The following is a 21,686-nucleotide window of genomic DNA, read 5'->3' as shown; positions in this document are numbered from 1 at the left end:
TTCCCCCTCGAGTGGAGCTCACAGGGAGTCACTCCCACAGTTCATCCTCCTCGAGTAGCCGGGGAATCTCCTCGAGCGAGACGCCCGCAGACGAGTTCCCCCCGAGTAGCAGTGCGGTTCCGCCGACAGCCTCGACACCGCCGTCCGTCGCCGGGTCGTCGCCGACGTGGACGAGTGTCGATGGCTCGACGCCGAGTCGATCAGCGGTCACCTCGAACATCTCGGGGGCGGGCTTGCGCCAGCCGCAGCCGACGCTCGTCACGACGGCGTCGAAATCGTCCCGACTCACGTCGGCCCTGACCAACGTCCGGCCGACGAGTTCGGGAACGCTACAGTTCGAACAGAGACCGACCGGGCCGCGCGCTCGAGCGGCTTCGAGAGCCTCGAGAGCGCCGTCTCTGGTCTCGACGTCGGGATCGAAGGCGGCCACGACGGCCCGTCGGGCGGCGTTGGACGGACAGTCCACGCCGCGGCTCGCGAGCGCTCGAGCGACGTGGGCCGGGAGAGGAACCTCCGCGCCCTCGGGTGTGTCGATGTGCATTTCGGTGTATGCATCGCCCCAGTCGGGCGGCACGTCGACGCCTCGCTCCTCGAGTTCCGCGGCGACCGCCGCCGCCGGATCCTCGGGTTTCGTCGCGGTCACGAGCGTGTCGAACAGATCGAACGTAACTCCCACGTGCGTGTAACTGGAACAAGCTGACTTTAGTTTCGCGGTCGGCCGCCGCTCTTCGGGACGAGTCGGAGAGGAACCGATCGAACGACGCGAGCACCTCGAGGGCGTAAGCGGGGGATTCGGGGGCTGAACGGAGTGAAGCCCTCGAACGATGAGCGGGGAAAGAAACGACCCGCGAACGGAGTGACCCGCGATCGGCGAGGGGCGGTCCGCCTCGAGTGACGACAGGAGAGTAACATCGAACTCGAGGGAGAACCAACCCCGTGGCGGGAACGTGCTACCGGGAGCAAAATATTAGCGGTCGAAACCGGCCGCCAGAAACCGATATACGGCGCTTGGAAAAGCCTACAGACCGATTCCGACAGATCCCACGGATCGGTTCCGACAGATTAGTCTCGACGGGCGAACGCGAGGTTGCCCGAGATGTTCTTGATGTAGATGTCGACCACGTCGCCTTCCTCCGCGCCGGGGACGAAGATCGTGTACTTGCCTTTCTCCGCCACGCCGTCTCCCTTGCGACCCGTGCCAGTGATCTCGACGGTGTAGGTCTGGCCCTCTTCTACGGCCTCGCGCTGTTGTTGTTGCTGGGCGCTCGAGGAGCGTTTGGTGACGGGGCGGAACGCACCGCAGGCGTCACAGCGAAGCATCGGCGTGCGGTCCTCGCGGACGAGACGGGTGTCGGGCAGGCCACACTCCGAACAGAGAACGTACTCCTCGACGTAGGAATCGACCACGGCGTCGAAGTCCGTCTGGGAGAAGGTCCCGTTGTATCGGGCACGACCTCCCTCGAGTTTTCCGCTGGTTCCCAGTTCCCGCTGGACGAACCGGTGGAGGTGCTCGGTCTCTCGAGAGAGCACGTCGGCGACCTCGCCAACGTTGGTAAAGCGGGTGAACGCACCGTCTTTCTGTGGCTGTGCATCGGGAATCTGTAACCGTTCTTCGTCGCCCCCGATATCGGGGACGTTCTCCATCGCTCGGTCGAGACTCGATTCGTAATCCATATCCGGGCAAAAGCCACGGGAACGTAAATCCGTTCTGCTATGGTGTTCGTGGTTCGAGTGGAGCCGTTCGCCCTATCGCTAGATACCCAAATCACCCCTTGAAAATAGCGCCAGCGACAGTGCCGCCGGAGATAGCAATGAACTCCCTACTCCCAAACGGTGTTAATACCGGCGTCTCGGACAGCCCCGTTGGATGTGATGACTGCGTCAGTTTCCCAGACTTGGTGGATCGAGAGTAGACTTCTCACGCAGGTCCTTCGGAGTGGTCGCCTGTCCTTTTTCGGTCACGCGCGTACTTGTGCTCAGACACGGTAATACCAAAAAGTTGTGCTAGGCCCGTCACGAGCTGGCAACCCGACCACGAATGTTCTTCGCAAGGGCCCGAAACGCGAACCCGACTTCCCGCCGCGATTTCGTCGAGTAGTACGGTCCGAGCGAGTCGGGCACGGTCGACTCGAGGCTCGAATCTCGAAGCGACTCGATCCCGGTCGCGAGCAACTCGACCTCGAGTTCGTGGACCCGGTCGTAGACGTCCCACAGCGTCGGACAGTCGTCGATACGAATCGAATCCTCCGCGACGATTTCGCCGCCGTCGATTTCCTCGGAGAGCCGCTGAAGCGTCACGCCGATTCTCGAGCGACCATCGACGAACACCTTCGGCGGGCCGAGGCCGCGATACCGCCTGATATCCGCGGGGTGGAAACTCAACACGCCGTGGTCGGTCGCCGAAAGGATCTCGCCGCGAATCAGCCCGAAGCCGAACCTGACGACGACGTCACACCGCTCTGTGGCGGCTTCGACGGCCGATTCGGGAAGCTCGTTCCAGTTGCCGTCCCGAATCGGCCTCACCCGTCGGATCGTCGACTCCTCGAGACAGTCCACCTCCTCGACTCGCTGTCGGTGCTCAAGCGGATGCGTTTCGTTTCCGATCAGTTCGGCCAGCTTCCGCTCGGCGACGACCAGCGTCCAGGCCCGCTCTCGAGCGAGGAGATTCGCGCCCAGCCGGAGCGCGTCGACCCCGAGACCGCCGTTGACGACCGACGCGGCAGCTTCGGGATCGACGTCGTGGTCGTCGGGGTCCGCGACGAAGACGAGCGGAATTTCGACGTCGGTTCGCTCGATCGCCCGCTCGAGGGCCAGGATCTGCCAGCGTTCGAGGTAGGAATCGGCGAGGATACAGACGCGCCGAGGGCCGGTTTCGGGACCCGTCTCGCACTCGCGATCCGCCGCCCCGCTCGGATCCATGCGGCTCATTCGCTCGATTGAGTGTACGGTGGTTCCTCGAGGGCGGTACCGTCGCGGATCTCGTTCGACGCCGTTCGAACCCGTTCGCCGTTCGATCCGATTCGGGCACTTTCATCGTTTGCCAGTGTCTCGAGCGTTTCCTCGACGGTTCCGTCCGGGTGGCTCGTCGCATCGTAGAACTCCCGCGGCGGACCGACCCACGCGCCCATCTCGAGGGCGCGTTCGATCGCCCAGCGGTAGATGCTCCCCCAGCCGGGGAAGTCCGAGTCGTAGAACGTCCGCTGGTGCCAGTCCAGCACGAGAACGCCGTTTTCCTCGCGCACCTCCTCGAGGATCCGTTCGACGTTGTCCTTGATCCCCGACATCGTCCGCGCGGACTCCATCGTCGTCTGATCCATTATCGTCCACGGGAAGACGACGAACTCGTCGTCGAAGGGCCGGCGCAGTTCGTGGCCGTACTGGAAGTCGAGACTGTGCGGGTCTGCCAACGAGGTGTCGTAGTCCAGGCCGATTTCCCGGTGGAACTCCCAGGTCTGGGGTTTCGAGAGGTTGAGATAGTGCTGGCGGTTCCCGCGAACGGGTCGTTCCGTCGCGTCCTCGATGCGCTCTTTCTCGTATCGGAGCCGAGCGGGATCTCTCGGCGACGTGTACGATCCCTGTAACCCGACCTCCCAGCCGCCGTTCTCGAGGCTCTCGAGCGTCGACACCAGCTGCGGGTCGGTCACGTCGTACCGGCCGGAGTACCGGCTCCAGCCCGAGAGCGTCGCCCACTCCCACTTGGGTCGCTCCGTAATGTGGCGCTCATCGAGGACGTAAAACGCCGACCGAACGCCGAGCATCGACTCGAGGGCCATAATTCGTTCGAACTGCCAGTAGGGGTTTTTCGCGGCGAGTAGGCCGGTCAGCTCCCGAGGGTCTCGTTGCTCGAGACAGTTGAAGAGGTAGTTCTGTGGCGTTTTGTAAACGCGGTCGATATCGTGGGTGAGACAGACCGCGAACGTGTACGCGCCGTCTCCGCGTGAAGCCATACCGAAAGGTCACCCCAACGAGAACTAAATAGACACCGTCGATTTTCAGACAGCGGACTCCCGAGAGCGGTCGGGCTCGGGTCGGCGAGCAACCGAGAGGACCACTACCGGCCGAGAACCAGACCCAGCACGACGGTCGACCCCGAATTATATGCGACTTCGCCTCGAGAGCCACCACACGCCGATGGCTACCGAGGAGATTTCACACCCGCTGTTTGCGACGCTGTACGACGGGCTCTCGCCGATGGAGTGGCTACTGGCACCACACCGCCGATATCTCGCAACCGACCTCGAAGGTCGTGTTCTCGACGTTGGAGCGGGTGCCGGAGCCATGTTCCCCCACGTCGTGGACGAACGGGAGAACGACCCCGAACAACCCCTCGAGTACCACGCCGTCGAACCGGATCCGCACATGCGCAAGCGAGCCAGTCGTAGCGCGACCGAGGCCGGACTCGAGGTGGTTCTTCGAGACGAACGCGCGGAGTCACTTCCCTATCCCGACGATAGCTTCGACGTGGTACTCTCCGGACTCGTGTTCTGTACGATTCAGGACCCCGACGCCGCACTCGAGGAAGTTGCCCGGGTTCTCGAACCCGGCGGCGAGTTCCGCTTTCTCGAACACGTCCACGCCGACGGCTGGCAGGGCGCGGGACAGAACCTGTTGAACCCGCTGTGGGAGCGACTTGCCGGGGGCTGTCAGTTAAATCGGGAGACGGTCGAACGATTCGTCTGCCGCGACGAGTTTTCGGCCGGGGAACTCGAGCGACTCGAGTTCGGCGTCTTTCCCGTCAACCCGATCGTCCGGGGGACGCTGTACCGGACACGAGAGCGGTGGCTACCCGGCTAAAGGGAAGCGTTTCCACCCTGAAGCTGCAGGTGGAACTGTTTCACGTCTATCCGGTATAGGATAGAACATGTCCGAACCCGATCGAGAGCCGACCGAAAAACCGACGCATGACGTGGAGGAGGCCGAGCAGGAGGGCAAGGGGATGGCTCGAAACTGGATCGGGGTCGCCGTCGTCTCGATATTCACGTTGCTGGCGATCGTGATCGGAATGATGCAGGCGACCGGTGTGGTGGATGTCTTCGCTCCCTTCGCGGAAACCGAAACCCAGCAATGGGGCATCTTCTTCGTGATCGCCCTCGCCGTGATCGCACTCGCCGCCTGGAGCTGGAAAGAAATTGTTGGATAGGTTAAATTCACTATTGCTGGTAAGGGTTCTTCTTAAGATACCAAGGCGTGATACCCTCGTCATGACTTTCAGAACACATGATTAGAAGTATATCTTCAATAGTTTCAACTGTGCCGATTTACAGGATTGTGGATGAGCCGAGAGTGCGGTGACGAATTGCCCGGTGACGTGTTTCGGGTGCTCAGTCACGACCTCCGGCTCACCGTATTGGATGTTCTCGAGCGGACGCAATCGGCCGACGAATTCGCAGGTGATCTCCTGGCCTATTCCGACTTGGCCGACCGCGTCGCCGAGCGACGCTCGGGCAATTTCAGCCGGGATTCAGGTAACCTCAGTTACCACTTTCGGACGCTCCGGGACGTCGAGTTCATCGAACGAGTCGACGGAGGGTATCGCATCAAACAGGCGGGCATCCGAATCGTTCGAGCGATCAGAGCGGGAACGATCACGGACCAGCGGGAGTTCGAGGCGATCACCATCGACGAGCCCTGACCCTACTGCGGCGGCCGATCCGCGATCACGCTCGCGGACTCCTCGGAATCGTCATCGCTCGCGTTTTCGTCGGCGTGAGTTGTCTCACGGTCGCCGTCGGTACCGTCGTTCGCCGAACCAGCGCTCGAGTCAACTTCCCTCCAATCGGACGAATCCGGTCCGTCGCTCGAGGCGCGCGGTTCGAAGACCTCGATGGTCGTCGAGGCCTCGAGTTCGGCACCGTTTTCGAGTTCGGCCGTCACTACGAGCAACGGCTCGCCGACGCCCCCGGCGTCGACGATGTCCTGTGCGGTCGGCTCGAACAGGCATTTTTGCGGATTGCAGGTACGCACTGGTGCATCGACCGGGTCGCCGCCGACGGTCACGACGACCGTCTCGGAATCGATCGTAGAATCGGGCGGTCGCTCGAGGTGGATCGTCGTGATTCCCTGATTAGTTGTCGAGAGCGACTTCGGCGTGAATTTGAGGGCTCCGTCCGACGGCTCGAGTTCCGCTACCGTAATCTGCGCGGCGTCGCTCGAGGACTGGTCGCTGAAGTACGCCCCCGAGAAGCCAACGGAACTCACAAGCATGAGGACAGCAGCCCAGAGGACGAGCAGCTTGAATACGGTCGCGACCCGTCCCATCAGCTCTCTCCTCCCTCGTCGCTCACCGTGAGTTCGTACAGTTCGTTGACGACGAGCAAGGCACACGGAACGACGACGAAGAGCGCGAGCCCCGTTCGGGTCCCTGCAAACGAGACGACGCGCCCGATGGAGGGAATCGAAAACGCGACAGTCCCGATCACCTGCTCTTCGTCGACCGCGGAGCTATCCGGGGCGTTGTTCGCGTCGCCCTGCGTGACGAACTTGAGGCTGTCGTCCGCCTGCTCGATGTCGACGACCCGATGCGTGACGATGCTCGTTCCATCGGCCGCATCGAACTCGTCGGGATCAGCCGCGTCGAACGTCAGTACGTCCCCTTCTTCGATGCTCAAGGGATCGCGCTCCTGGACGATCACGACGTCGCCCGCATCGATCGTCGGGTTCATGCTGTCCGAGAGAACGACGTAGCTCTCGTCGGCCCCGGCGACGTCGGGCACTGCGAACACGAGAAACGGTACCAACAGCGCAACGAACAGCACTACTCCCGAAACGTGAAGCGCCCGTCGTTTGCTGATCCCCCTACTCATGATGGTGTTACCCGACCGTGCCGTCGAACGTCTGGCTCTCGTCTTGCAAGAGCGCGAAGTGGATGTCGGTGACCAGTTCGGCCCCCTGATACTCGTTGCCCATCCCTTCGCCGACCCTGAAGTCGTAGTGGAACGTTCGCCCGTCAGAGGACGGATCACCGTTCGTCCGCGGCGAGGGATTGAGCCTGAGCTCCCGCTCCGAGAGATCGGCGAGCGTCAGCGACTCGCCTGCCTCGAAGACGTCGAAAAAGTCGTCGCCGTCGACTTCGAATCCGAAGTCACCGGGAAGGTCGGCCTCGCTCTCGCCGAGCACTTCGAATCCGTCGACGTAGTCATACCCCTCCCAGGAGAGGACCTCGATCTCGAGTTCGTCCTCCATACTCGAGCCGTCTCGACCCTCGCCGGGTGTCGTTTCGTGCTCGATGTAGACGGCGAGACAGGCGGCGTCGACGCTGCCGGTGTTGACCGCGTCGCCGTTGAACGAGAGGTCCCGTTTCGCCCATCCGTCGCCGACGTACGCCTGCGCCGTCGTATCGCCCGGAGCGACATCCTTGAACGCGTATTCGAACGAGTAGCCGTTCGAGACGTCCAGTTCCATTGTTCCGGCCTGGATGCTGTTTCCGGACGACGTTTCGGCGTCGCTGAAGTACGCGAACGTCCCCGCACCCGCCCCCGCGGAGGCGAGTCCGATACCGGCCACTCCGACCAGCGCACTCCGCCTCGTCAATGTTCGATTTGAGTCGTTTGTCATAAGTATCGAAAAAGCGGCCGCTCGATCAGCCGTCCTCGCCGGGTTCCTGTCGCAGAGTGAACGTGTGATCGATCTCGACGGACGCGCCTTGCAGGTCGTTGCCCGCCCCCTCGTTGAACGTCGCGTCGATACTGATACTCGCGCCCTCACCGGCGGAGATTCCTTCAAGCGAGAGTTCGCCGTCGGCGAGTTCCGCGAGCGTCTGTCCGTCCGGATCGTCGCCGTTAGTGTACTCGAGATCGAGGTCGATGTACTCCGCGAGATCCTCGTCGCCGGAAACGTCGGTGTCGATCGCCAGCTCCGCGGCGTCGATCGAACCGGTGTTCTGGAACGAGACACTGACTTCCTCCTCGTCACCCGGCGCGGCGTTTTCCCACGTGTAGGAGAAGCCGTCGCCTTCGTTCACGTCGAGCTCGAGCGTGCCTGCGGAAATCGTGTTCCCTTCGCTGGTTTCTTCGTCACTGAAGAACGCCCACGTGCCTGCGCCTGCGGTGGCACCGGCGCCGCCGATGAGTGCTGTGCTTGCGAGTATCTTCCGTCGCGTCAGTTGGATTTCTTTCGTCATCTGTCTCTCAGTTGCGTTTTCACGCAGTTTCGGCGAGGGACGAGACCTCCTTTTGTATACACGAGCTGTGAATGTTACAAAGAAATCGTACGAATCGGTACGCATCGTTTACAGCCCGTATAACGGATCTACGGGAGGACAAACGGTGTGTACTGTCGCGAAAATCAATCGCGACAGGACCAGTTTCAAAACGCCGCTCGCAAGCCGATTATGACACGGTCTGAGAATACCTCGAGCCGTCAAATTGCACCCGCATTCGGGGCCGAAGCGGCGACATCCGGACAGGGTCGTTACTCTAATGCCGTCCGGACAAATCGAGGTGACGAGTGTCCAGACAAGCCAAAATGACGAGAAACGGGACGATCAGGGTGGATCGACGTGTGCGACTTCCGGCGGCGGCCCCTCGTTTCCGAGGCGATTCTGGCGGTTTCTGTAGATGTTGACGGTACCGATGGCGACGATTATCGATGCGGTGAGTACCGCCCATACACCGCCCGGGATCACGGAGAACGGAACTAGCCCGATCCATCCGAGGAACGCACTCGAGCCGAAGCTTAGCGCGATACCCGTATAAAAGACGCTCCAGGGAATCTCGTCCTCGGGAACGACATCCATGTAGACCCGAAGCGTTTCGATGTTGTCGGTCGGATGGGCAACCATTTCGTTCGTGTCGTACTCGATGATCCCCATCTTATCGAGTTTCGGTAAGTGCGCCTGATGTAACGCGGTGTAGACGCGCTTTCGCTGTTTCGACGTGACCTGTTTCCGCGGGACGGCGTTTTCCCACGCCGCAACCTGATTGGATAACGTTCGGAGCGTGACCGGCTCCCACTGTTGAATCAGGTAGTGAACGGTAAACCGTCGCCGTCTGTTGCTCAACGCCTGGTACGCGATTTCCCGATCGATCGGAGTGGTACTCGATCGGGACCGTGTTCGTGGTCGCTGTTGCTCTGTAATACTCATTCATCTCCCCCCTCATCGATCACGAAGCGGGCCGAACGCAGATTCCTTCCGTCGGACGCGGTACAACCCCGAGCGCTGTGTCGATGAGTAGTTTCGTTACCTGCCATTCGCGAGTTCGAGAAGGGAAGAGTTGTACTTTTGTATACACTATATGCAGAATCGACAAAGAGTGTTTGCGACGCTACAAACAGTGTCTATTGGTCGACAATGATCGTATACTGCTCGTATTCGGTGTATACTACGCGGTCGAACGGGTCATAGTAGCCGAACGGACCGTAGTGGTCGTCCGATCCCTCGAGTCATCAGGACGGTTCGATCCGTTCAACTTCCGGCGGCGGGCCCTCTACTGCGAGCTGATTCCGATACTCACTGTGGATGTTGAAGAGGCCCGTCGTGACTATTATCAGAGAGATTATCAGCGCCCAGAGATAGCCCGGAAGGACGTCGAAGGGGAGGAATCCAGCCCACCCGAACAGCGCGCCCGAGCCGAAGATCAGCGCGATACCCGTATAAAAGACACTCCAGGGAATCTCGTCCTCGGGAACGACATCCATGTAGACCCGAAGCGTCCCGAGTTTCTCGGTCGGGTGAGCGACCATTTCTCGATTGTCGTACTCGATGATCCCCATCTTATCGAGTTTCGGTAAGTGCGCCTGATGCAACGCGGTGTAGACGCGCTTTCGCTGTTTCGACGTGACCTGTTTCCGCGGGACGGCGTTTTCCCACGCCGCAACCTGTTTTGATAACACTCGGAGCGATATCGGTTTCCGTTCTCGTAACAGGAAGTGAACGATAAAGCGACGGCGTCTATTGCTCAACGCCTGATAGGCGACTTCCCGGTCGACCAGATTACCGTCCTCCCGTCGGTGCTGTTCCCCCAGCTGACGCAGATTGTACTGTTTTGAAATGCTCATAGCCCCCCACTCGGGTTAGTTCGATGTTCGGTCGAAGTGATACCGGCCTCGACGAACGATTCGGTTCGACGCCCCCGACAACGATTCTCTCACCGTCGATCGGATGTTCGGCCGATTCGTTTTCGACCGATCTTCCCGCGTCGTCTTCCTGTCGTTCGCCGTGTTCACACCATCACTTTCCAGATCGAACACGTTGCAATAGTATACATGATAGAATGGTAATTAGTCCTTTCGAATAACATATTATAGTAGTTTATTCGATATTTTGGATGGGCGTTGAGAGTGGGGAACCGTGGTACGCAGTGACGTTACACGACAGTGGCGGACAGAAACCCGTTTAGGTACCGGCCGACCACAACGGACAATGAGTTATCGGATCGGACTGGTGGGGAAACCATCGGTCGGTAAATCGAGCTTTTTCAACGCCGCGACCATGAACGACGTTCCCGAGGGAGCCTATCCGTTCACGACGATCGATCCCAGCGTGGGCGAGGCCTACGCCCGCGTCGAGTGTGCCGCGCCCGAATTCGACGAGGAGTGTACGCCGAACGTCGGCTACTGCGATCACGGCACTCGATTCGTCCCGACGAAACTCGTCGACGTGGCCGGCCTGATCCCCGGTGCACACGAGGGCGCGGGCCTGGGCAACCAGTTCCTCACCGACCTCAACGAAACCGACGTACTCGTCCACGTCGTCGACTTCTCGGGCGAAACCGACCTCGAGGGCGAACCCACCGAGGGCCACGACCCGCGAAAGGACATCGCCTTCCTCGAGGAGGAACTCGACCAGTGGTACCTCGGCGTTCTCGAGAAGGGCATCGAACGCTACGCCTCGGGGTACACGACCGAGGACGACGCCATCGAGGAGGAACTCGCCGAGCAGATGAGCGCGTTCAAGACCAACGAAGACGAGATCAAACGCCTAATTCGGCGGGTCGACGTCGGCTTCGAGCCCGAGGAGTGGGACGACGAGGACAAACTGGAGCTGGCCCGCGAAATCCGCAAGGAGACCAAGCCGATGGTGATCGCGGCGAACAAGATGGACACGCCCGAAGCCCAGGAGAACTACGAGGAAATTACGACCGATTCGGAGTACGAGCACCTGACGATCGTTCCCTGCAGCGCCCACGCCGAAAAGGCGCTCAAGTCCGCGGACAAATCCGGCGTCGTCGACTACCGACCGGGCGATGAGGACTTCGAGATTACGGATGATGTCTCCGGCTCGCAGAAAGAAGGACTCGAGCAGATTCGGGAGTTCCTCTCCGAGTACGGCGCGACCGGCGTTCAGGCGGCTCTCGAGACGGCCCTGTTCGACGTGCTCGGCGTGATCCCGGTGTTCCCCGGCGGCGCGAACGGGCTGGGCAACGAACGCGGCGAGGTGCTTCCCGACTGCTACCTGATCGATCCGAACTCGACCGCGGAGGACTTTGCCTACAGCCTGCACTCGGACATCGGCGACGGCTTCCTCTACGCGACGGACTGTCGGACGAACCGACAGCTCGGCAAGGATTATGAGGTCGAGTCGCGGGACGTTATCGAAGTGACGACGACGAACTGAGGTGGCGAAAAACTGAAGGGTCGGTTTACTGCGGGTTTGTTATCGCTTCCAAACGAAGGCATCGACAGCACTGTTGAGTCGACTCGAGACGCCCGAAAGCCAGGCGGCTGGCGACACGAGACGGAGTTCGTCCTCGTCGACTTCGATCCGGTCGCCGGCGTAGGGGTCACGGGCGGCGCGCTCGTCCTCGTTCCGGCCCGCGTTCGCGACATCGACCGCGGTCGACATCGAACAGCGGCCACAGGCCTCTCGTTCGTCCGTCATCGGTTACTCTGGTCTGTCGTACGAACTTGTTCGTCTTAAGCCTCCTGTAGACTCAGCAACCAGCGGGGACAGTTTCGGGGCAAAACGGCGGGCGACGACACGCCGACGCGTTTTTGGTGACTCCGTGGTATCACCCACCATGAGCGGATACCGTCGTGGGGCAACGAATCGACTCGAGCAACCGTCGGATGGTGACGGTCGATGAGTGAACGACATGGCACGAGTCCCGAAGACGGGGAATCGAAACCAGAAGACCAAGCACAGACCACCGATGACTGCACCAACGCGGGGGCAGGAAACTCCGACTTCGAGGCCGACGACGGGGAGTTCGGCGAGGATCTCGACGAACTTCCCTCCGAAATCCGCGAAGCCGTCCCCGTCTGGGAGGATGAGTACCTCGATCGGGTCAGCGACCGGCTGATGCACACCTACGACCTCGAGAAGGAAGTCCGCGAGCGTGGGGAGTCCTTCGACCTCTACGGCGAACTCCGCGTCGAGAGCAGCAAACACCTGTTTCACCCCTCGGTGCAGTATGCGAACCACCACATGCGCGAGTTCCTCTATGGCGACCGACGCTCGAGCGTGACGGTCGCCGACCTCGAGCGACTGGTCGAATTCGGCCACGAACTGGCCGACGAACGGGTCGACCCGAGCGACGAACATCGCGCAACGGAATTTACGTTCGTGCTCGTCACCCCCGAGATTCCGACTGACGTTCGCTCGTTCGTCGAGGGATTCTCGGATCGAACGCTCCTGAAGTACGGCTATCACGGCCACTACGAGGTTCACCTCTGCGTGGTTGCACCCGCCGAAGAGGATATCGTTGCGAGCGATCGAACCGAAATCAGCGGTGCATTCTCGCTGTGGGGTCCCATCGAGAAAAAGCGCGGATTAGTTAGCCGAGTTCGGTCGGCGCTGTTTCTGTAGTCGTTCGAGTCGCGTCGGAGTTAGTCGTCGTCTTCGCCCGTCGCGCTGGTCGGTTCGTCCGTCGAGAGCAGGTTATCTCGATTCTCCTGAAGGTTCGACCAGCCCAGTCTGATGATCGCGATCGCGAGCCAGATTAGGATGAACGCGAGTAGCATCCGGAGTCCGCTCGAGACCTGCTCTAAGAGCGAGGCTTCGGCCATCCACTCCGAGTTAAGCAGACCCATATACAGGTTCTCGTAGAGGGCGAGCCACAGGAGTCCGAGAATCGTGATGAATATCATCACGACGACCGGAATACCCGTGCTCAACAGCTGTTTCGAGTCCTTCCAGTTGGCGAGCCAGATGGTCGCCGTCAACAGCGCCAACGCGGCGAGCAACTGGTTCGCGCCGCCGAACAGCGGCCAGAGTTCCTCCCACTGGCCGCTCGAGACGAGCAAAAACGCGGCCAGCGTCGCAATCGCCGTGTTGACGTACTTGTTCTTGACGACCTCCTGTGCCGAGGAGTCGGGCGTCGCGATCAGTTCCTCGACCATGTACCGGCCGAGCCGAAGTCCGGTGTCGAGACTGGTCAGCAGGAAGCTCACGAAGACGAGCGCCATGAACACCTCACCGTACTGAATCGGAATGTTGAGTCCCGTGAGGAGGAGCCCACCGCCTTCGGCGAAGTTCGGGAGCGCAGCAGCGATACCGCCGATATCGTCGACATCGGTGATCGCGATGACCGAAACAGCGGCGAGCGCCGTCGCTGCGAGTAATCCTTCCGCGAGCATGCCGCCGTAGCCGATCAGGCGGGCGTCGCTCTCCTTGTTGAGCTGTTTCGCCGTGGTTCCCGAGGAGACCAGCGAGTGGAATCCGCTGATCGTCCCACAGGCGATCGTGATAAACAAAAGCGGGAACAGGGGCATCGCTTCGCCGACGAGTTCCCCGCCGAAGAACCCGGTGTAAGCGGGGAGTTCGATCGTCAGGGACTCGTCGGGCGTTCCGAGTGCGGTGCCGACGACGACCGCCAGTAACGCCCCGCCGACACCGAAGTAAAGCAGGAACGAAGAGAGGTAGTCACGCGGCTGCAACAACACCCAGACGGGGAGGATACTCGCGACGAACGCGTAGCCGAGCGAGACGATTATCCACGCGGCGACGTTCCCGCTGTCGAATACTGCGGCACCGGGGACCCACATTCCGTCACCTGGCAAGAGAACGAACGTGTTCTCGGGCATCCCGGCGGATTCGAACAACGCGATCGGGAACTCCATCCCGACGAAGACGCTGGCGAACACGCCAGCGACGAAAACGATCGTCCCGGCAACGAACGGAAGGTCGAGCTGATAGAGCCAGACGCCAGCCAAAAGCGCGAGGAAGATGTACAGAATACTCGCGGTCGCCGCCTGCGGATACGCGTCGAGGATGATCGCGACCAGCAGGGAGAAGACAGCCACGACAAGGATGATCACCAGGAAAGCAAACCAGAGGAACATGTTCTTCCCCCGCTCGCCCACGTACTGGCCGATCACGTACCCGATCGATTTCCCCTCATGGCGAACGCTCGAGGACAGGGACATGAAGTCGTGAACGGCCCCCATCAGCGGGTTCCCGATCGCAACCCAGAGCATGGCCGGGACCCAACCCCAGACGAGCGCCGCTGTGATCGGACCGGCGATCGGCGCGCCCCCTGCAATGCTCGAGAAGTGGTGTCCCAGCAAGACCGGTTTCTTCGCCGGGACGTACTCTTGTCCATCTTGATACTTGTGTGCGGGCGTCTCGCGCGAGTCGTCGAGTTCGACGAATCGCTCGAGGTATCGCCCGTACCCGATATAGCCAATCGTAAAGAGAGTGACTATAGTGGCGACGATCCAAATTACCCCTGTCATAAGTGTCTACCCTCCCGATTATTTTATGCCCACATAAATCATGTGGGATGGTAACAGCGAGTGGTAGAGTTGCGCCACTATTCAGGGGAAAACGTCCAAAACGAAACAACTAGTCGCTATTTTTGTAAGGGGGTACGTCGATCTCGAGCGCCTCGGCGACTCGGGCGAGCCGATCACCTTTGATCTCCTCGACCTGCGTCTCGATTTCGGCGACGACCGGCGGTGATAGCTCCTCCGCGGCCGTCTCGAGTCGGTTGGTTTCCGTCTCGACCCGATCGCGAAGGTATCGGGCTCCCCGACCATCCTCTTCGGGATCCGGCTCGGGAGTGAGCCTGTTCGCGATCAGTCCGCGAACCTCGAGGCCCTGCTCGGCGAGGTCGTCGATCGCTCGGCTCGTCTCCCGAATCGAGAGCGAATCGGGGTTGAACACCAGGAAAAACGAAGCGTCGTTTCGGAGCGTCTCGCCCGCGGTCTCGAAGAACTCCTTTCGGTCCTGCAGGTGGGCGAGTACGGGGTCGCCGTCCATCACCCGACGTGGCTCCTGATTCCCGATCGCCGCCTTCTCGAAGAGGTCGATGCTCTGCCGACGCTTGGCCATCAGGCGATCGATCCATCCCTCGAGGTAGTCCGGGAGCGAGAGCAATCGGAGCGTGCCGCCGGTCGGCGAGGTGTCGAAGACAACCCGATCGTACGCCTCGCTGCTCTCCATAACGTCGACGAACCGATCGAACAGCGCCGCCTCGTAGGCGCCGGGGGTGCCGTGGGCCATCTCGATCTGTCTGTCGATGTCGTTGACCATCGCCGCTGAAACCTGCTGGGAGAGGTTTCGCTTGACCTGTGTCAGGTGCTCAGAAACCTCCTGCTCGGGATCAATCTCGAGGGCGTGGAGGCCCTCGACGCCCTCGACGGGCCGCGGGTCGTCACCGAACTGCTGGTCGAAGAGATCCCCTACGGAGTGGGCCGGATCGGTCGAGACGACCAGCGTCTCGAGACCGGCCTCGGCGCACTTGTAGGCGTAGGCGGCGGAAACGGTCGTTTTCCCGACGCCGCCTTTCCCGCCGAAGAAGACGTACCGGTCCATCAGAAGTGGTACTGTCGCCCTTTTCGTTCGACGAGCGATGCCCGATCCCAGAGTCGACGCTCCCAGGCCTCGAACTCGTCCTCGAGGTACGGCAGTAGTTCGGCCGTGTAGTACGAGACAGGCGACGGAACGCCAAAGGCGTCCGGGAAACACGACAGCATGAACTCGTCCTCGAGATCCTCGGCTTCGGCCTCAATCTTCTCGTAGGCCGGGTGAGAGAGCATGCCGTGATAAAGTCCGCGGAGCCACTCCTCGAGAGTCGCCCGAAAGGTAGCGATACGGTCTGCAAGCGTCATTAGCAACCATGCTCGGGTACGGAGCCAAAAAGCTGTCGTGTCAGTAAGTGGGTGGTTCTGCGACTGGTTGGTCGCCGGAACGGACGAGTCTGGAATTCAAAGCCCCGCTCAGTTCGGTACGCGGCCGCGATTATGGCCAGAGACCTCGAGCCTCGTGCGCCTCCGAAATCCGTGACAGTGCGACGATGTAGGCCCCGTCCCGCCAACTGACATCTCGAGACTCGACCTCCGATCGAACCGCGTTCCAGGCGGTTACCATCTCGGCCTCGAGTTCGGCGTTGACCTCCTCGGGGCTCCACGCGCGGCGGTTGATATCCTGAAGCCACTCGAAGTAACTCACCGTTACGCCGCCCGCGTTCGCGAGGATATCGGGGACGACCGGAATTCCGCGCTCAGCGAGGATGGCATCGGCGGCGAACGTCGTCGGTCCGTTCGCGCCCTCGACGACCAGATCGGCCTGAATATCGTCGGCGTTGGCCTCCGTGATGACGTTCCCGACCGCCGCGGGGACGAGCACGTCGACGTCTAACTCGAGCAGTTCCTCGTTCGGCATGACGTCGTCAGCGTTGCCGGTGACCGCCTCGGGCTCCTCGTTATGAGCCGGAATCGACGCCACATCGATCCCGTCGGGTTCGTAAATCGCGCCGTTGACGTCGCTGATCGCGACGACGGTCGCGCCCCACTCCTCGAGCTGGCGGGCGGCGTTCGCGCCGACGCTACCGAATCCCTGGACGGCGACCGTCGTGTCCTCGAGCGGGGAGTCGTAGTACTCGCAGGTTTCTCGAGTGATGATGGCGACGCTGCGTCCGGGCGCTTCTTCGCGGCCGTAGCTGCCGCCGACCGCGGGCGGCTTTCCTGTGACGACGCCGGGGATGGTCTCGCCCTGTTGCATGCTGTAGGCGTCCATAATCCAGGCCATCGCCTGCGAGTCGGTCCCCATGTCGGGGGCCGGAATGTCCCGCGTCGGGCCGATTACGTCCCGGATCTCCTGTGTGAACCGGCGGGTCAGTCGCTCGCGTTCGTCCTCGCTTAACGATTTGGGATCGACGACGACGCCGCCTTTAGCGCCGCCGAAGGGGAGGTCCATCACGGCGCACTTCCAGGTCATCCACATCGAGAGCCCGACGCACTCGTCTCGAGTGACGTCAGGGTGAAATCGCAGGCCGCCCTTGTACGGCCCCCGAACGCTGTCGTGCTGGGCTCGGTAGCCGGTGAAAACGTCGACGCTCCCATCGTCTCGTTCGACCGGGACGGTGACCTCGGTTACTTTCGCGGGGTGGTTCAACCGCTCGAGTACGTCGTCGGTAATCTCGAGCTGTGAGCCGGCACGAGCGAGTTGTCGTCTGGCCGTCTCGAGCGCCGTTTCCGGCTCGTTCGCGGCCGCTTGCGCTCGAGGCGGCTCGGATGAAAGGTCCGAGGACATGAGTTACTCGATCGGGATCTCTCGATTCCGCATCTCGGCGCCACACTCCGGACAATCGATCGGGGACGTCGCTCGGGCGACCGCACCGCAGGCGAAACACTCGTAGGTCGATTCCTCGTCGGGATCTGTAGTTACGTCTTTCATAGGTATCACTGACGAACCGGAGACGCGGCGTTCGTCCGTACAGAATTATAATAGGGATATTAGGATAACAGTATCCGTTATATTACTAGCACAACTTCCCGGTGGGGGTTCACTATTCAACCCCAGGTGTTCCCGTCGCCGGGAGGCCGATTTCGTCGAACAGGAGCGAGAACAGTTTTCGCTGGACGGTTCGGTTGTGTCCGTAAAACGCAGCCGGGGAGATATCGAGCGAGTCGGCGATCTCCTCGCCCGTTTGCTCGCGCGGCGATTCGAAAAACCCGCCGTGGTAGGCCATCCGGACGACTTCGAGCTGTCGCTCGGTCAACTCCTCGAGCAGTTCCGTTCGCAGGTCGCCCGCGGACGTCCGTTCGACGGGTTGCTTCGAACGAAGTTCGACCGACTCGAAGCTGTTCGTCACCATTCGGGTCGGCGCTCTCGCATCGACGTTGTTCGGGACGTCGACGACGATCCGCGAACCGGTCGGCGTCGCCCGTACCCGTCGAAGGACGACGCCATGGTCCGCGAGTCGCAGGGCGAGAAACGGCATCGAAAGCTCGAGGAGGATCGATCCGCCTCCCTGCGCTTCAGGGCCGGACGATTCGCCCGCGCCGACACCGCCGCTGACAACCTGCACGTCGTCGACCGAGACGAGATCCTCGGCGGCGGCTGCGACATCCTCGACCGGAGCGCCGTCGATCGAAGCGAAGACGGAGACGACGGAGCCATCCTCGTGCTGACGGACGCCGCCGTCGAACGCCACCTCGCAATTTGCCCGGCTGGCCAGCTGCTGAAACACGAACGTCTCGTCGTCAACCTCGAGATCGAGGCGCGTACTCGAGACGGTCAGTAGCGCGTTTTTGCGTTCGACGGCGGCGATCGCCGACGCGATCGTTTCGCCCAGTTCCTCGAAGACGGCGCGGGACACTTCGTCGAACGCGGCCGAACGGTCCGCGTAGACCGCGAGCACGCCATAGGAGAACTCGTCGTAGGAAAGCGGGACGCTGATCGCGGACTGGAACTCCTGGGAGAGCGCCTGTTTGCGCCAGGGTTCCTCGTGGATCCCCTCTGCGACGTTCGAGACGACCGCGACGGTCCCCGACTGTGCGGTGTCGCTGGCCGGTTCTCCCGTTTGCCCGTCGACGGGGCCGGTGACGGTATCGAGGTAGCCGCGATTCTCGCCGTCGTGTGTACGCGCCTCGAGGCGCGTTCCGTCGGGGTCCAGTTCACCGATCCAGGCGAAGGAGAACCGATCCGCGCTCGTCAGTCGGTCGCAGACAGCCGCTTCGATTTCGTCGCGGGTCTCGGCCTGAACCATGGCCTGATCGATCTCTCGAATGAGTTCGTTGATCCGGTTGAGTCGCGTCAACCGCTGATTTCGATCTTTTAGCTCGCGCTCCTGTTCGTAGAGCGCAGACTCGCGCTCGATCCGATCGAGCGCCGCTTCAGCCGTCGTCGCGAGTAGGTCGATCACCTCTCGAGTGACGTCGTCGAACCCTCCCTCGGCCGTCGATCCGGTGACGAAGACGCCGTTTTCCCCCAGCGGAACGTACGCACAGCGGCGAAGCTTCGTGTCCCCGTTCGACAACAGTTCCGACTCGCGAACGTCGTCGAAAAACCGTCGCTCGCCCTCGACGAAGGCGTGGCCCACGATCGAATCGGCCGTCGCCCGATGTTCGGAGAGCGAGCCCTGCGCGCGCTCCATTTCCTTCGTCGCGGCTACCGGTCGGATGGCGCTCTCGTCGGTATCGAACAGGTACGCGGCGTTGGCCTCGAGATCGAGCACGTCGACGGCATCCTCGACGACGATGTCGGCGATTTCGTCCCGCGTTTCCGCCAGTAGCAGTCGTCTGGAAGTTCTATGCAGTGCCGTCAGCGCCTCTTCTCGACGCTTTCGGGTGGTGATATCGCGACAGCTGTAGAGGAGCGTCCCGTCCTGAATCGAGACTTCGCGAACGTTGACCAACAGCGCGTGTTCGTCGCCGTTCTTGTCCGTCGCCGTACACTCGATGTTCGTCAACACGCCGTCGGCCGCGAGTTCCTCGCGGTCGAACAGATCGGGGCCGAGCAGTTCCTCGATCGATCCCATCTCGTGAATCTCGTCGTCGGTGTAACCGAAGATGAAGTGGACGTTCGGACAGACGTACGTGAACTCACCGGACTCGTCCGTTATGAGGACCGTATCGGTCATGTGGTTGAGCGTCACTCGATGGAGCTCCTCGGACTCGCGCAGTTCCTTCTCGAGTTCGATACGGTCGGTAACGTCGTTTCCCTCGGCAACTATCGAAACGACGGCTCCCGAGTCGTCGCGAACGGGGCGAAGCGTCACCTCGAGTACCCGTTTCGTGGCGTCCGTTGCGTCGTCGGCTCCGTCACCGCTGTACTGACTGAGCAGTTCACGCTCGACCACCTCGCCCGACGCGGCTCGTTCGAACGCCGTTTCGATCGATTCGCGGTCTTGCACTCGCCACCACGGAGTCGTCTGGAACGGCCGTCCGCGAACCTCGGCGTGGTCCGCATCGATCGCCTCGAGTGCGGCCGTATTCGTTCGAGCAACGGTCCCGTCAAGGGTGAGTTCCCAGGCGTACGTCTCCGGGTCGTCGAAGATGGTCCTGAAGCGGCGTCGGGACGCCCGGGCGTGGCGACGCGTGGACTCGCGATCGATCACTCGCTCGAGGGCCGCGGGAAGTTCGTCGACGGATTGTGAGCGCGGAACGTATTCGGCAACGCCGGCACCGATCGCCGCACTCGCCAGCGTTTCGGAGCCCTCGGACGGCGAGAGGATAACCGGTGCCGTCGACCGATCGGGTTGCAACCGCTCGAGTAACTCCACTCCAGTTCCGTCGGGAAGTTCTGCGGCGGCAAGTATACAATCGATATCGCCGGGGGCGAGATCAGCTCCGGGAGCGGGGCCGAGTTCGGTCGTTGCCGTCTCGACGCACTCTAGCGCATCCGCGACCGTTCCCACGCGGGTGACCGAGACGGTTTCGACGGGCACGTCACCGGCGACGCTCTCGAGCGTCGACTCGAGCGAACGCGCATCGTTATCCGGACCGTCGGCCGCCTCGACGACGAGCACGTGGATATCGTCGATGAGGTCTGAAAACTCCATTCGTCGTTGCTACGCGCTCGGGAGGATAGAAACCACCGATCTCGACGGGGGATCACAGCTCGAGTCGGGCCAAAGTTGTGGTCAGGTCGTCTTCGCCAACTCCTCGGACATCGGAACCCAGCCGTCGTCGGGATCGACGCGACCGGCGAGCACCGCGTTGAGAACCGCGCCCAGAAGCAAACAGAGGCCGCCGAAGTAGACCCACGTCAGGACCAGCAAGATCGCACCCGCGATATCGAACAGGGCGACGCTCTCGGAGGTCAACACGTAGATGCGAAAGCCGACGGCGAGAATCGACCACGTTACGGCGGCAAACGCCGTCCCGGGAAGCACCTCGCGAATCGAAACGTCGGGTTCGGGAAACACGTAATACATCGGGACGAACAGGACGAACAACAGCCCCGTCAGGGCGATCGTGCTCGCCGCCATCGCGAGCGGTCCCTCGAAAAAGAGCGAGACGCTGACGCCGAGGAACCCGACGAGCGCGACGCCCACCGCAACGGTAACCGTGAGCAAGAACGCGTAGAGAATCGTCACGAACGACGCAGAGAGGGCGGCTTTGATCGACGACTGGGACTGCCTCGAGCCGTAGACTGCCGTAAACGCGCTGTTTACGGCCTGAAACAGGCGAGCCGCGCTCCAGAGCAGGATGCCGAGCGCGAGCAGGGCCGCTCGCGTTCGATTCGCACCGTCCCCGGCGGCTTCGTCGAGTTGGTCTCGACCGATCGTTCCCTCGAGCCCGGTCGCGGTCTCGAGGGCTTCGAGGACGACCTCGAGCGACTCGAGTATGGTGACGGCGACGAGCAACAGGATAACGAGGGGAACGAGCGTATTGAACGCGTGGTAGGCCAACCCGGCGGACTTGACGCTGATCTGGCGTTCGCGTGCGACGGCCGTGACATCCGTAGCGAGTGTCCGGATGCTCGAGGGGATCATAGTCATCTTTCACTGACGGAACCGAAATATCCTCGTCTCGAAGAAGCAGTTGTTCGAGTCCGTACCAGACGCTCGCATCCGACG

Annotated in this window: 23 protein-coding genes; 5 read left to right on the top strand and 18 right to left on the bottom strand. The window is 61.6% G+C overall.

What is annotated here, in order from left to right; all coding sequences use genetic code 11:
- Positions 1-28: 28 nt before the first annotated feature.
- From QNM96_RS17820 to QNM96_RS17805, 4 genes are all read right to left on the bottom strand, one after another.
- Positions 29-676, bottom strand: a complete 648-nt coding sequence (locus QNM96_RS17820; RefSeq protein ID WP_283838038.1) for an HAD-IA family hydrolase — start codon at positions 674-676, stop codon at positions 29-31.
- A gap of 386 nt (positions 677-1,062) precedes the next feature.
- Complete coding sequence (locus tag QNM96_RS17815) at positions 1,063-1,674, bottom strand: translation initiation factor IF-2 subunit beta (RefSeq protein WP_283838037.1); 612 nt, start codon at positions 1,672-1,674, stop codon at positions 1,063-1,065.
- A gap of 339 nt (positions 1,675-2,013) precedes the next feature.
- Positions 2,014-2,919, bottom strand: coding sequence for a formyltransferase family protein (locus QNM96_RS17810; protein ID WP_283838036.1), 906 nt, complete (start codon positions 2,917-2,919; stop codon positions 2,014-2,016).
- Between the two features lie 5 nt (positions 2,920-2,924).
- Entirely contained in the window at positions 2,925-3,947 is a 1,023-nt protein-coding gene (locus QNM96_RS17805) for a polysaccharide deacetylase family protein (RefSeq protein ID WP_283838034.1), read from the bottom strand.
- A 151-nt stretch (positions 3,948-4,098) separates the two neighbouring features.
- On the opposite strand from QNM96_RS17805, the gene QNM96_RS17800 reads away from it, so the two are divergent.
- The 3 genes from QNM96_RS17800 to QNM96_RS17790 all read left to right on the top strand — a co-directional run bounded on the left by QNM96_RS17800 (position 4,099) and on the right by QNM96_RS17790 (position 5,632).
- Positions 4,099-4,794, top strand: coding sequence for a class I SAM-dependent methyltransferase (locus QNM96_RS17800; RefSeq protein ID WP_283838032.1), 696 nt, complete (start codon positions 4,099-4,101; stop codon positions 4,792-4,794).
- A gap of 67 nt (positions 4,795-4,861) precedes the next feature.
- Positions 4,862-5,140, top strand: coding sequence for a hypothetical protein (locus tag QNM96_RS17795; RefSeq protein WP_283838031.1), 279 nt, complete (start codon positions 4,862-4,864; stop codon positions 5,138-5,140).
- Between the two features lie 132 nt (positions 5,141-5,272).
- Positions 5,273-5,632: a helix-turn-helix domain-containing protein gene (locus QNM96_RS17790; protein WP_283838030.1), complete on the top strand. Its 360-nt coding sequence runs from the start codon at positions 5,273-5,275 to the stop codon at positions 5,630-5,632.
- Between the two features lie 2 nt (positions 5,633-5,634).
- Here the strand turns inward: QNM96_RS17790 and QNM96_RS17785 are convergent, their stop codons facing one another.
- The 6 genes from QNM96_RS17785 to QNM96_RS17760 form a co-directional block, all read right to left on the bottom strand.
- Positions 5,635-6,258, bottom strand: coding sequence for a hypothetical protein (locus QNM96_RS17785; RefSeq protein ID WP_283838029.1), 624 nt, complete (start codon positions 6,256-6,258; stop codon positions 5,635-5,637).
- A complete protein-coding gene (locus QNM96_RS17780; RefSeq protein WP_283838028.1) occupies positions 6,258-6,803 on the bottom strand; it encodes a signal peptidase I in 546 nt (181 codons plus the stop codon). The genes QNM96_RS17785 and QNM96_RS17780 overlap by 1 nt, the downstream gene beginning before the upstream one ends.
- Positions 6,804-6,810: 7 nt before the next feature.
- The gene (locus QNM96_RS17775; protein WP_283838027.1) at positions 6,811-7,554 is read right to left on the bottom strand and encodes a TasA family protein; all 744 of its coding nucleotides are present in this window, start codon (positions 7,552-7,554) and stop codon (positions 6,811-6,813) included.
- A 25-nt stretch (positions 7,555-7,579) separates the two neighbouring features.
- Positions 7,580-8,119 carry a TasA family protein gene (locus QNM96_RS17770; RefSeq protein ID WP_283838026.1) on the bottom strand — a complete coding sequence of 180 codons (540 nt, stop codon included), beginning with the start codon at positions 8,117-8,119 and terminating at the stop codon, positions 7,580-7,582.
- A 363-nt stretch (positions 8,120-8,482) separates the two neighbouring features.
- The gene (locus QNM96_RS17765) at positions 8,483-9,082 is read right to left on the bottom strand and encodes a hypothetical protein (RefSeq protein ID WP_283838025.1); all 600 of its coding nucleotides are present in this window, start codon (positions 9,080-9,082) and stop codon (positions 8,483-8,485) included.
- Between the two features lie 302 nt (positions 9,083-9,384).
- On the bottom strand, positions 9,385-9,996 hold the full coding sequence (locus tag QNM96_RS17760; RefSeq protein WP_283838024.1) for a hypothetical protein: 612 nt from the start codon (positions 9,994-9,996) through the stop codon (positions 9,385-9,387).
- 364 nt (positions 9,997-10,360) lie between these two features.
- On the opposite strand from QNM96_RS17760, the gene QNM96_RS17755 reads away from it, so the two are divergent.
- On the top strand, positions 10,361-11,554 hold the full coding sequence (locus tag QNM96_RS17755; RefSeq protein ID WP_283838023.1) for a redox-regulated ATPase YchF: 1,194 nt from the start codon (positions 10,361-10,363) through the stop codon (positions 11,552-11,554).
- A 39-nt stretch (positions 11,555-11,593) separates the two neighbouring features.
- On the opposite strand, the gene QNM96_RS17750 is transcribed toward QNM96_RS17755, so the two are convergent.
- Positions 11,594-11,818, bottom strand: a complete 225-nt coding sequence (locus tag QNM96_RS17750) for a hypothetical protein (protein WP_283838022.1) — start codon at positions 11,816-11,818, stop codon at positions 11,594-11,596.
- 201 nt (positions 11,819-12,019) lie between these two features.
- Here QNM96_RS17750 and QNM96_RS17745 point away from each other — a divergent pair, with 201 nt between their 5' ends.
- Entirely contained in the window at positions 12,020-12,745 is a 726-nt protein-coding gene (locus QNM96_RS17745) for a hypothetical protein (RefSeq protein WP_283838021.1), read from the top strand.
- Between the two features lie 20 nt (positions 12,746-12,765).
- On the opposite strand, the gene QNM96_RS17740 is transcribed toward QNM96_RS17745, so the two are convergent.
- From QNM96_RS17740 to QNM96_RS17710, 7 genes are all read right to left on the bottom strand, one after another.
- Entirely contained in the window at positions 12,766-14,613 is a 1,848-nt protein-coding gene (locus QNM96_RS17740; protein ID WP_283838020.1) for a carbon starvation protein A, read from the bottom strand.
- Positions 14,614-14,722: 109 nt separating this feature from the next.
- Positions 14,723-15,694 carry a TRC40/GET3/ArsA family transport-energizing ATPase gene (locus QNM96_RS17735; protein WP_283838019.1) on the bottom strand — a complete coding sequence of 324 codons (972 nt, stop codon included), beginning with the start codon at positions 15,692-15,694 and terminating at the stop codon, positions 14,723-14,725.
- Positions 15,694-15,990: a hypothetical protein gene (locus QNM96_RS17730; protein WP_283838018.1), complete on the bottom strand. Its 297-nt coding sequence runs from the start codon at positions 15,988-15,990 to the stop codon at positions 15,694-15,696. The genes QNM96_RS17735 and QNM96_RS17730 overlap by 1 nt, the downstream gene beginning before the upstream one ends.
- Positions 15,991-16,120: 130 nt before the next feature.
- Positions 16,121-17,413, bottom strand: a complete 1,293-nt coding sequence (gdhB, locus tag QNM96_RS17725; RefSeq protein ID WP_283838017.1) for a glutamate dehydrogenase GdhB — start codon at positions 17,411-17,413, stop codon at positions 16,121-16,123.
- Between the two features lie 3 nt (positions 17,414-17,416).
- Entirely contained in the window at positions 17,417-17,557 is a 141-nt protein-coding gene (locus tag QNM96_RS17720; protein WP_283838016.1) for a rubrerythrin-like domain-containing protein, read from the bottom strand.
- Positions 17,558-17,669: 112 nt separating this feature from the next.
- Positions 17,670-20,666 (bottom strand): GAF domain-containing protein, encoded by a 2,997-nt coding sequence (locus QNM96_RS17715; RefSeq protein WP_283838014.1) that lies wholly within the window; start codon positions 20,664-20,666, stop codon positions 17,670-17,672.
- Between the two features lie 81 nt (positions 20,667-20,747).
- Positions 20,748-21,602 (bottom strand): YihY/virulence factor BrkB family protein, encoded by an 855-nt coding sequence (locus QNM96_RS17710; protein ID WP_283838147.1) that lies wholly within the window; start codon positions 21,600-21,602, stop codon positions 20,748-20,750.
- Between the last annotated feature and the right edge of the window lie 84 nt (positions 21,603-21,686).

The organism is Halostagnicola sp. A-GB9-2 (assembly GCF_030068615.1).
In the GTDB taxonomy this organism is placed as follows: domain Archaea; phylum Halobacteriota; class Halobacteria; order Halobacteriales; family Natrialbaceae; genus Halostagnicola.
Note: the sequence above shows the minus strand (reverse complement) of the source record. Positions and strands in the feature narration are given on the sequence as shown.

What these genes read in the sequence shown, in the direction of transcription:
- QNM96_RS17730 (WP_283838018.1), bottom strand. Translation starts at nt 15,990, where the DNA reads ATGACGCTTGCAGACCGTATCGCTACCTTTCGGGCGACTCTCGAGGAG.
- QNM96_RS17720 (WP_283838016.1), bottom strand. Translation starts at nt 17,557, where the DNA reads ATGAAAGACGTAACTACAGATCCCGACGAGGAATCGACCTACGAGTGT.
- QNM96_RS17805 (WP_283838034.1), bottom strand. Translation starts at nt 3,947, where the DNA reads ATGGCTTCACGCGGAGACGGCGCGTACACGTTCGCGGTCTGTCTCACC.
- QNM96_RS17750 (WP_283838022.1), bottom strand. Translation starts at nt 11,818, where the DNA reads ATGACGGACGAACGAGAGGCCTGTGGCCGCTGTTCGATGTCGACCGCG.
- QNM96_RS17715 (WP_283838014.1), bottom strand. Translation starts at nt 20,666, where the DNA reads ATGGAGTTTTCAGACCTCATCGACGATATCCACGTGCTCGTCGTCGAG.
- QNM96_RS17755 (WP_283838023.1), top strand. Translation starts at nt 10,361, where the DNA reads ATGAGTTATCGGATCGGACTGGTGGGGAAACCATCGGTCGGTAAATCG.
- QNM96_RS17745 (WP_283838021.1), top strand. Translation starts at nt 12,020, where the DNA reads ATGAGTGAACGACATGGCACGAGTCCCGAAGACGGGGAATCGAAACCA.
- QNM96_RS17800 (WP_283838032.1), top strand. Translation starts at nt 4,099, where the DNA reads ATGCGACTTCGCCTCGAGAGCCACCACACGCCGATGGCTACCGAGGAG.
- QNM96_RS17735 (WP_283838019.1), bottom strand. Translation starts at nt 15,694, where the DNA reads ATGGACCGGTACGTCTTCTTCGGCGGGAAAGGCGGCGTCGGGAAAACG.
- QNM96_RS17795 (WP_283838031.1), top strand. Translation starts at nt 4,862, where the DNA reads ATGTCCGAACCCGATCGAGAGCCGACCGAAAAACCGACGCATGACGTG.
- QNM96_RS17760 (WP_283838024.1), bottom strand. Translation starts at nt 9,996, where the DNA reads ATGAGCATTTCAAAACAGTACAATCTGCGTCAGCTGGGGGAACAGCAC.
- gdhB (WP_283838017.1), bottom strand. Translation starts at nt 17,413, where the DNA reads ATGTCCTCGGACCTTTCATCCGAGCCGCCTCGAGCGCAAGCGGCCGCG.
- QNM96_RS17780 (WP_283838028.1), bottom strand. Translation starts at nt 6,803, where the DNA reads ATGAGTAGGGGGATCAGCAAACGACGGGCGCTTCACGTTTCGGGAGTA.
- QNM96_RS17770 (WP_283838026.1), bottom strand. Translation starts at nt 8,119, where the DNA reads ATGACGAAAGAAATCCAACTGACGCGACGGAAGATACTCGCAAGCACA.
- QNM96_RS17810 (WP_283838036.1), bottom strand. Translation starts at nt 2,919, where the DNA reads ATGGATCCGAGCGGGGCGGCGGATCGCGAGTGCGAGACGGGTCCCGAA.
- QNM96_RS17785 (WP_283838029.1), bottom strand. Translation starts at nt 6,258, where the DNA reads ATGGGACGGGTCGCGACCGTATTCAAGCTGCTCGTCCTCTGGGCTGCT.
- QNM96_RS17710 (WP_283838147.1), bottom strand. Translation starts at nt 21,602, where the DNA reads ATGATCCCCTCGAGCATCCGGACACTCGCTACGGATGTCACGGCCGTC.
- QNM96_RS17775 (WP_283838027.1), bottom strand. Translation starts at nt 7,554, where the DNA reads ATGACAAACGACTCAAATCGAACATTGACGAGGCGGAGTGCGCTGGTC.
- QNM96_RS17790 (WP_283838030.1), top strand. Translation starts at nt 5,273, where the DNA reads ATGAGCCGAGAGTGCGGTGACGAATTGCCCGGTGACGTGTTTCGGGTG.
- QNM96_RS17765 (WP_283838025.1), bottom strand. Translation starts at nt 9,082, where the DNA reads ATGAGTATTACAGAGCAACAGCGACCACGAACACGGTCCCGATCGAGT.
- QNM96_RS17740 (WP_283838020.1), bottom strand. Translation starts at nt 14,613, where the DNA reads ATGACAGGGGTAATTTGGATCGTCGCCACTATAGTCACTCTCTTTACG.
- QNM96_RS17815 (WP_283838037.1), bottom strand. Translation starts at nt 1,674, where the DNA reads ATGGATTACGAATCGAGTCTCGACCGAGCGATGGAGAACGTCCCCGAT.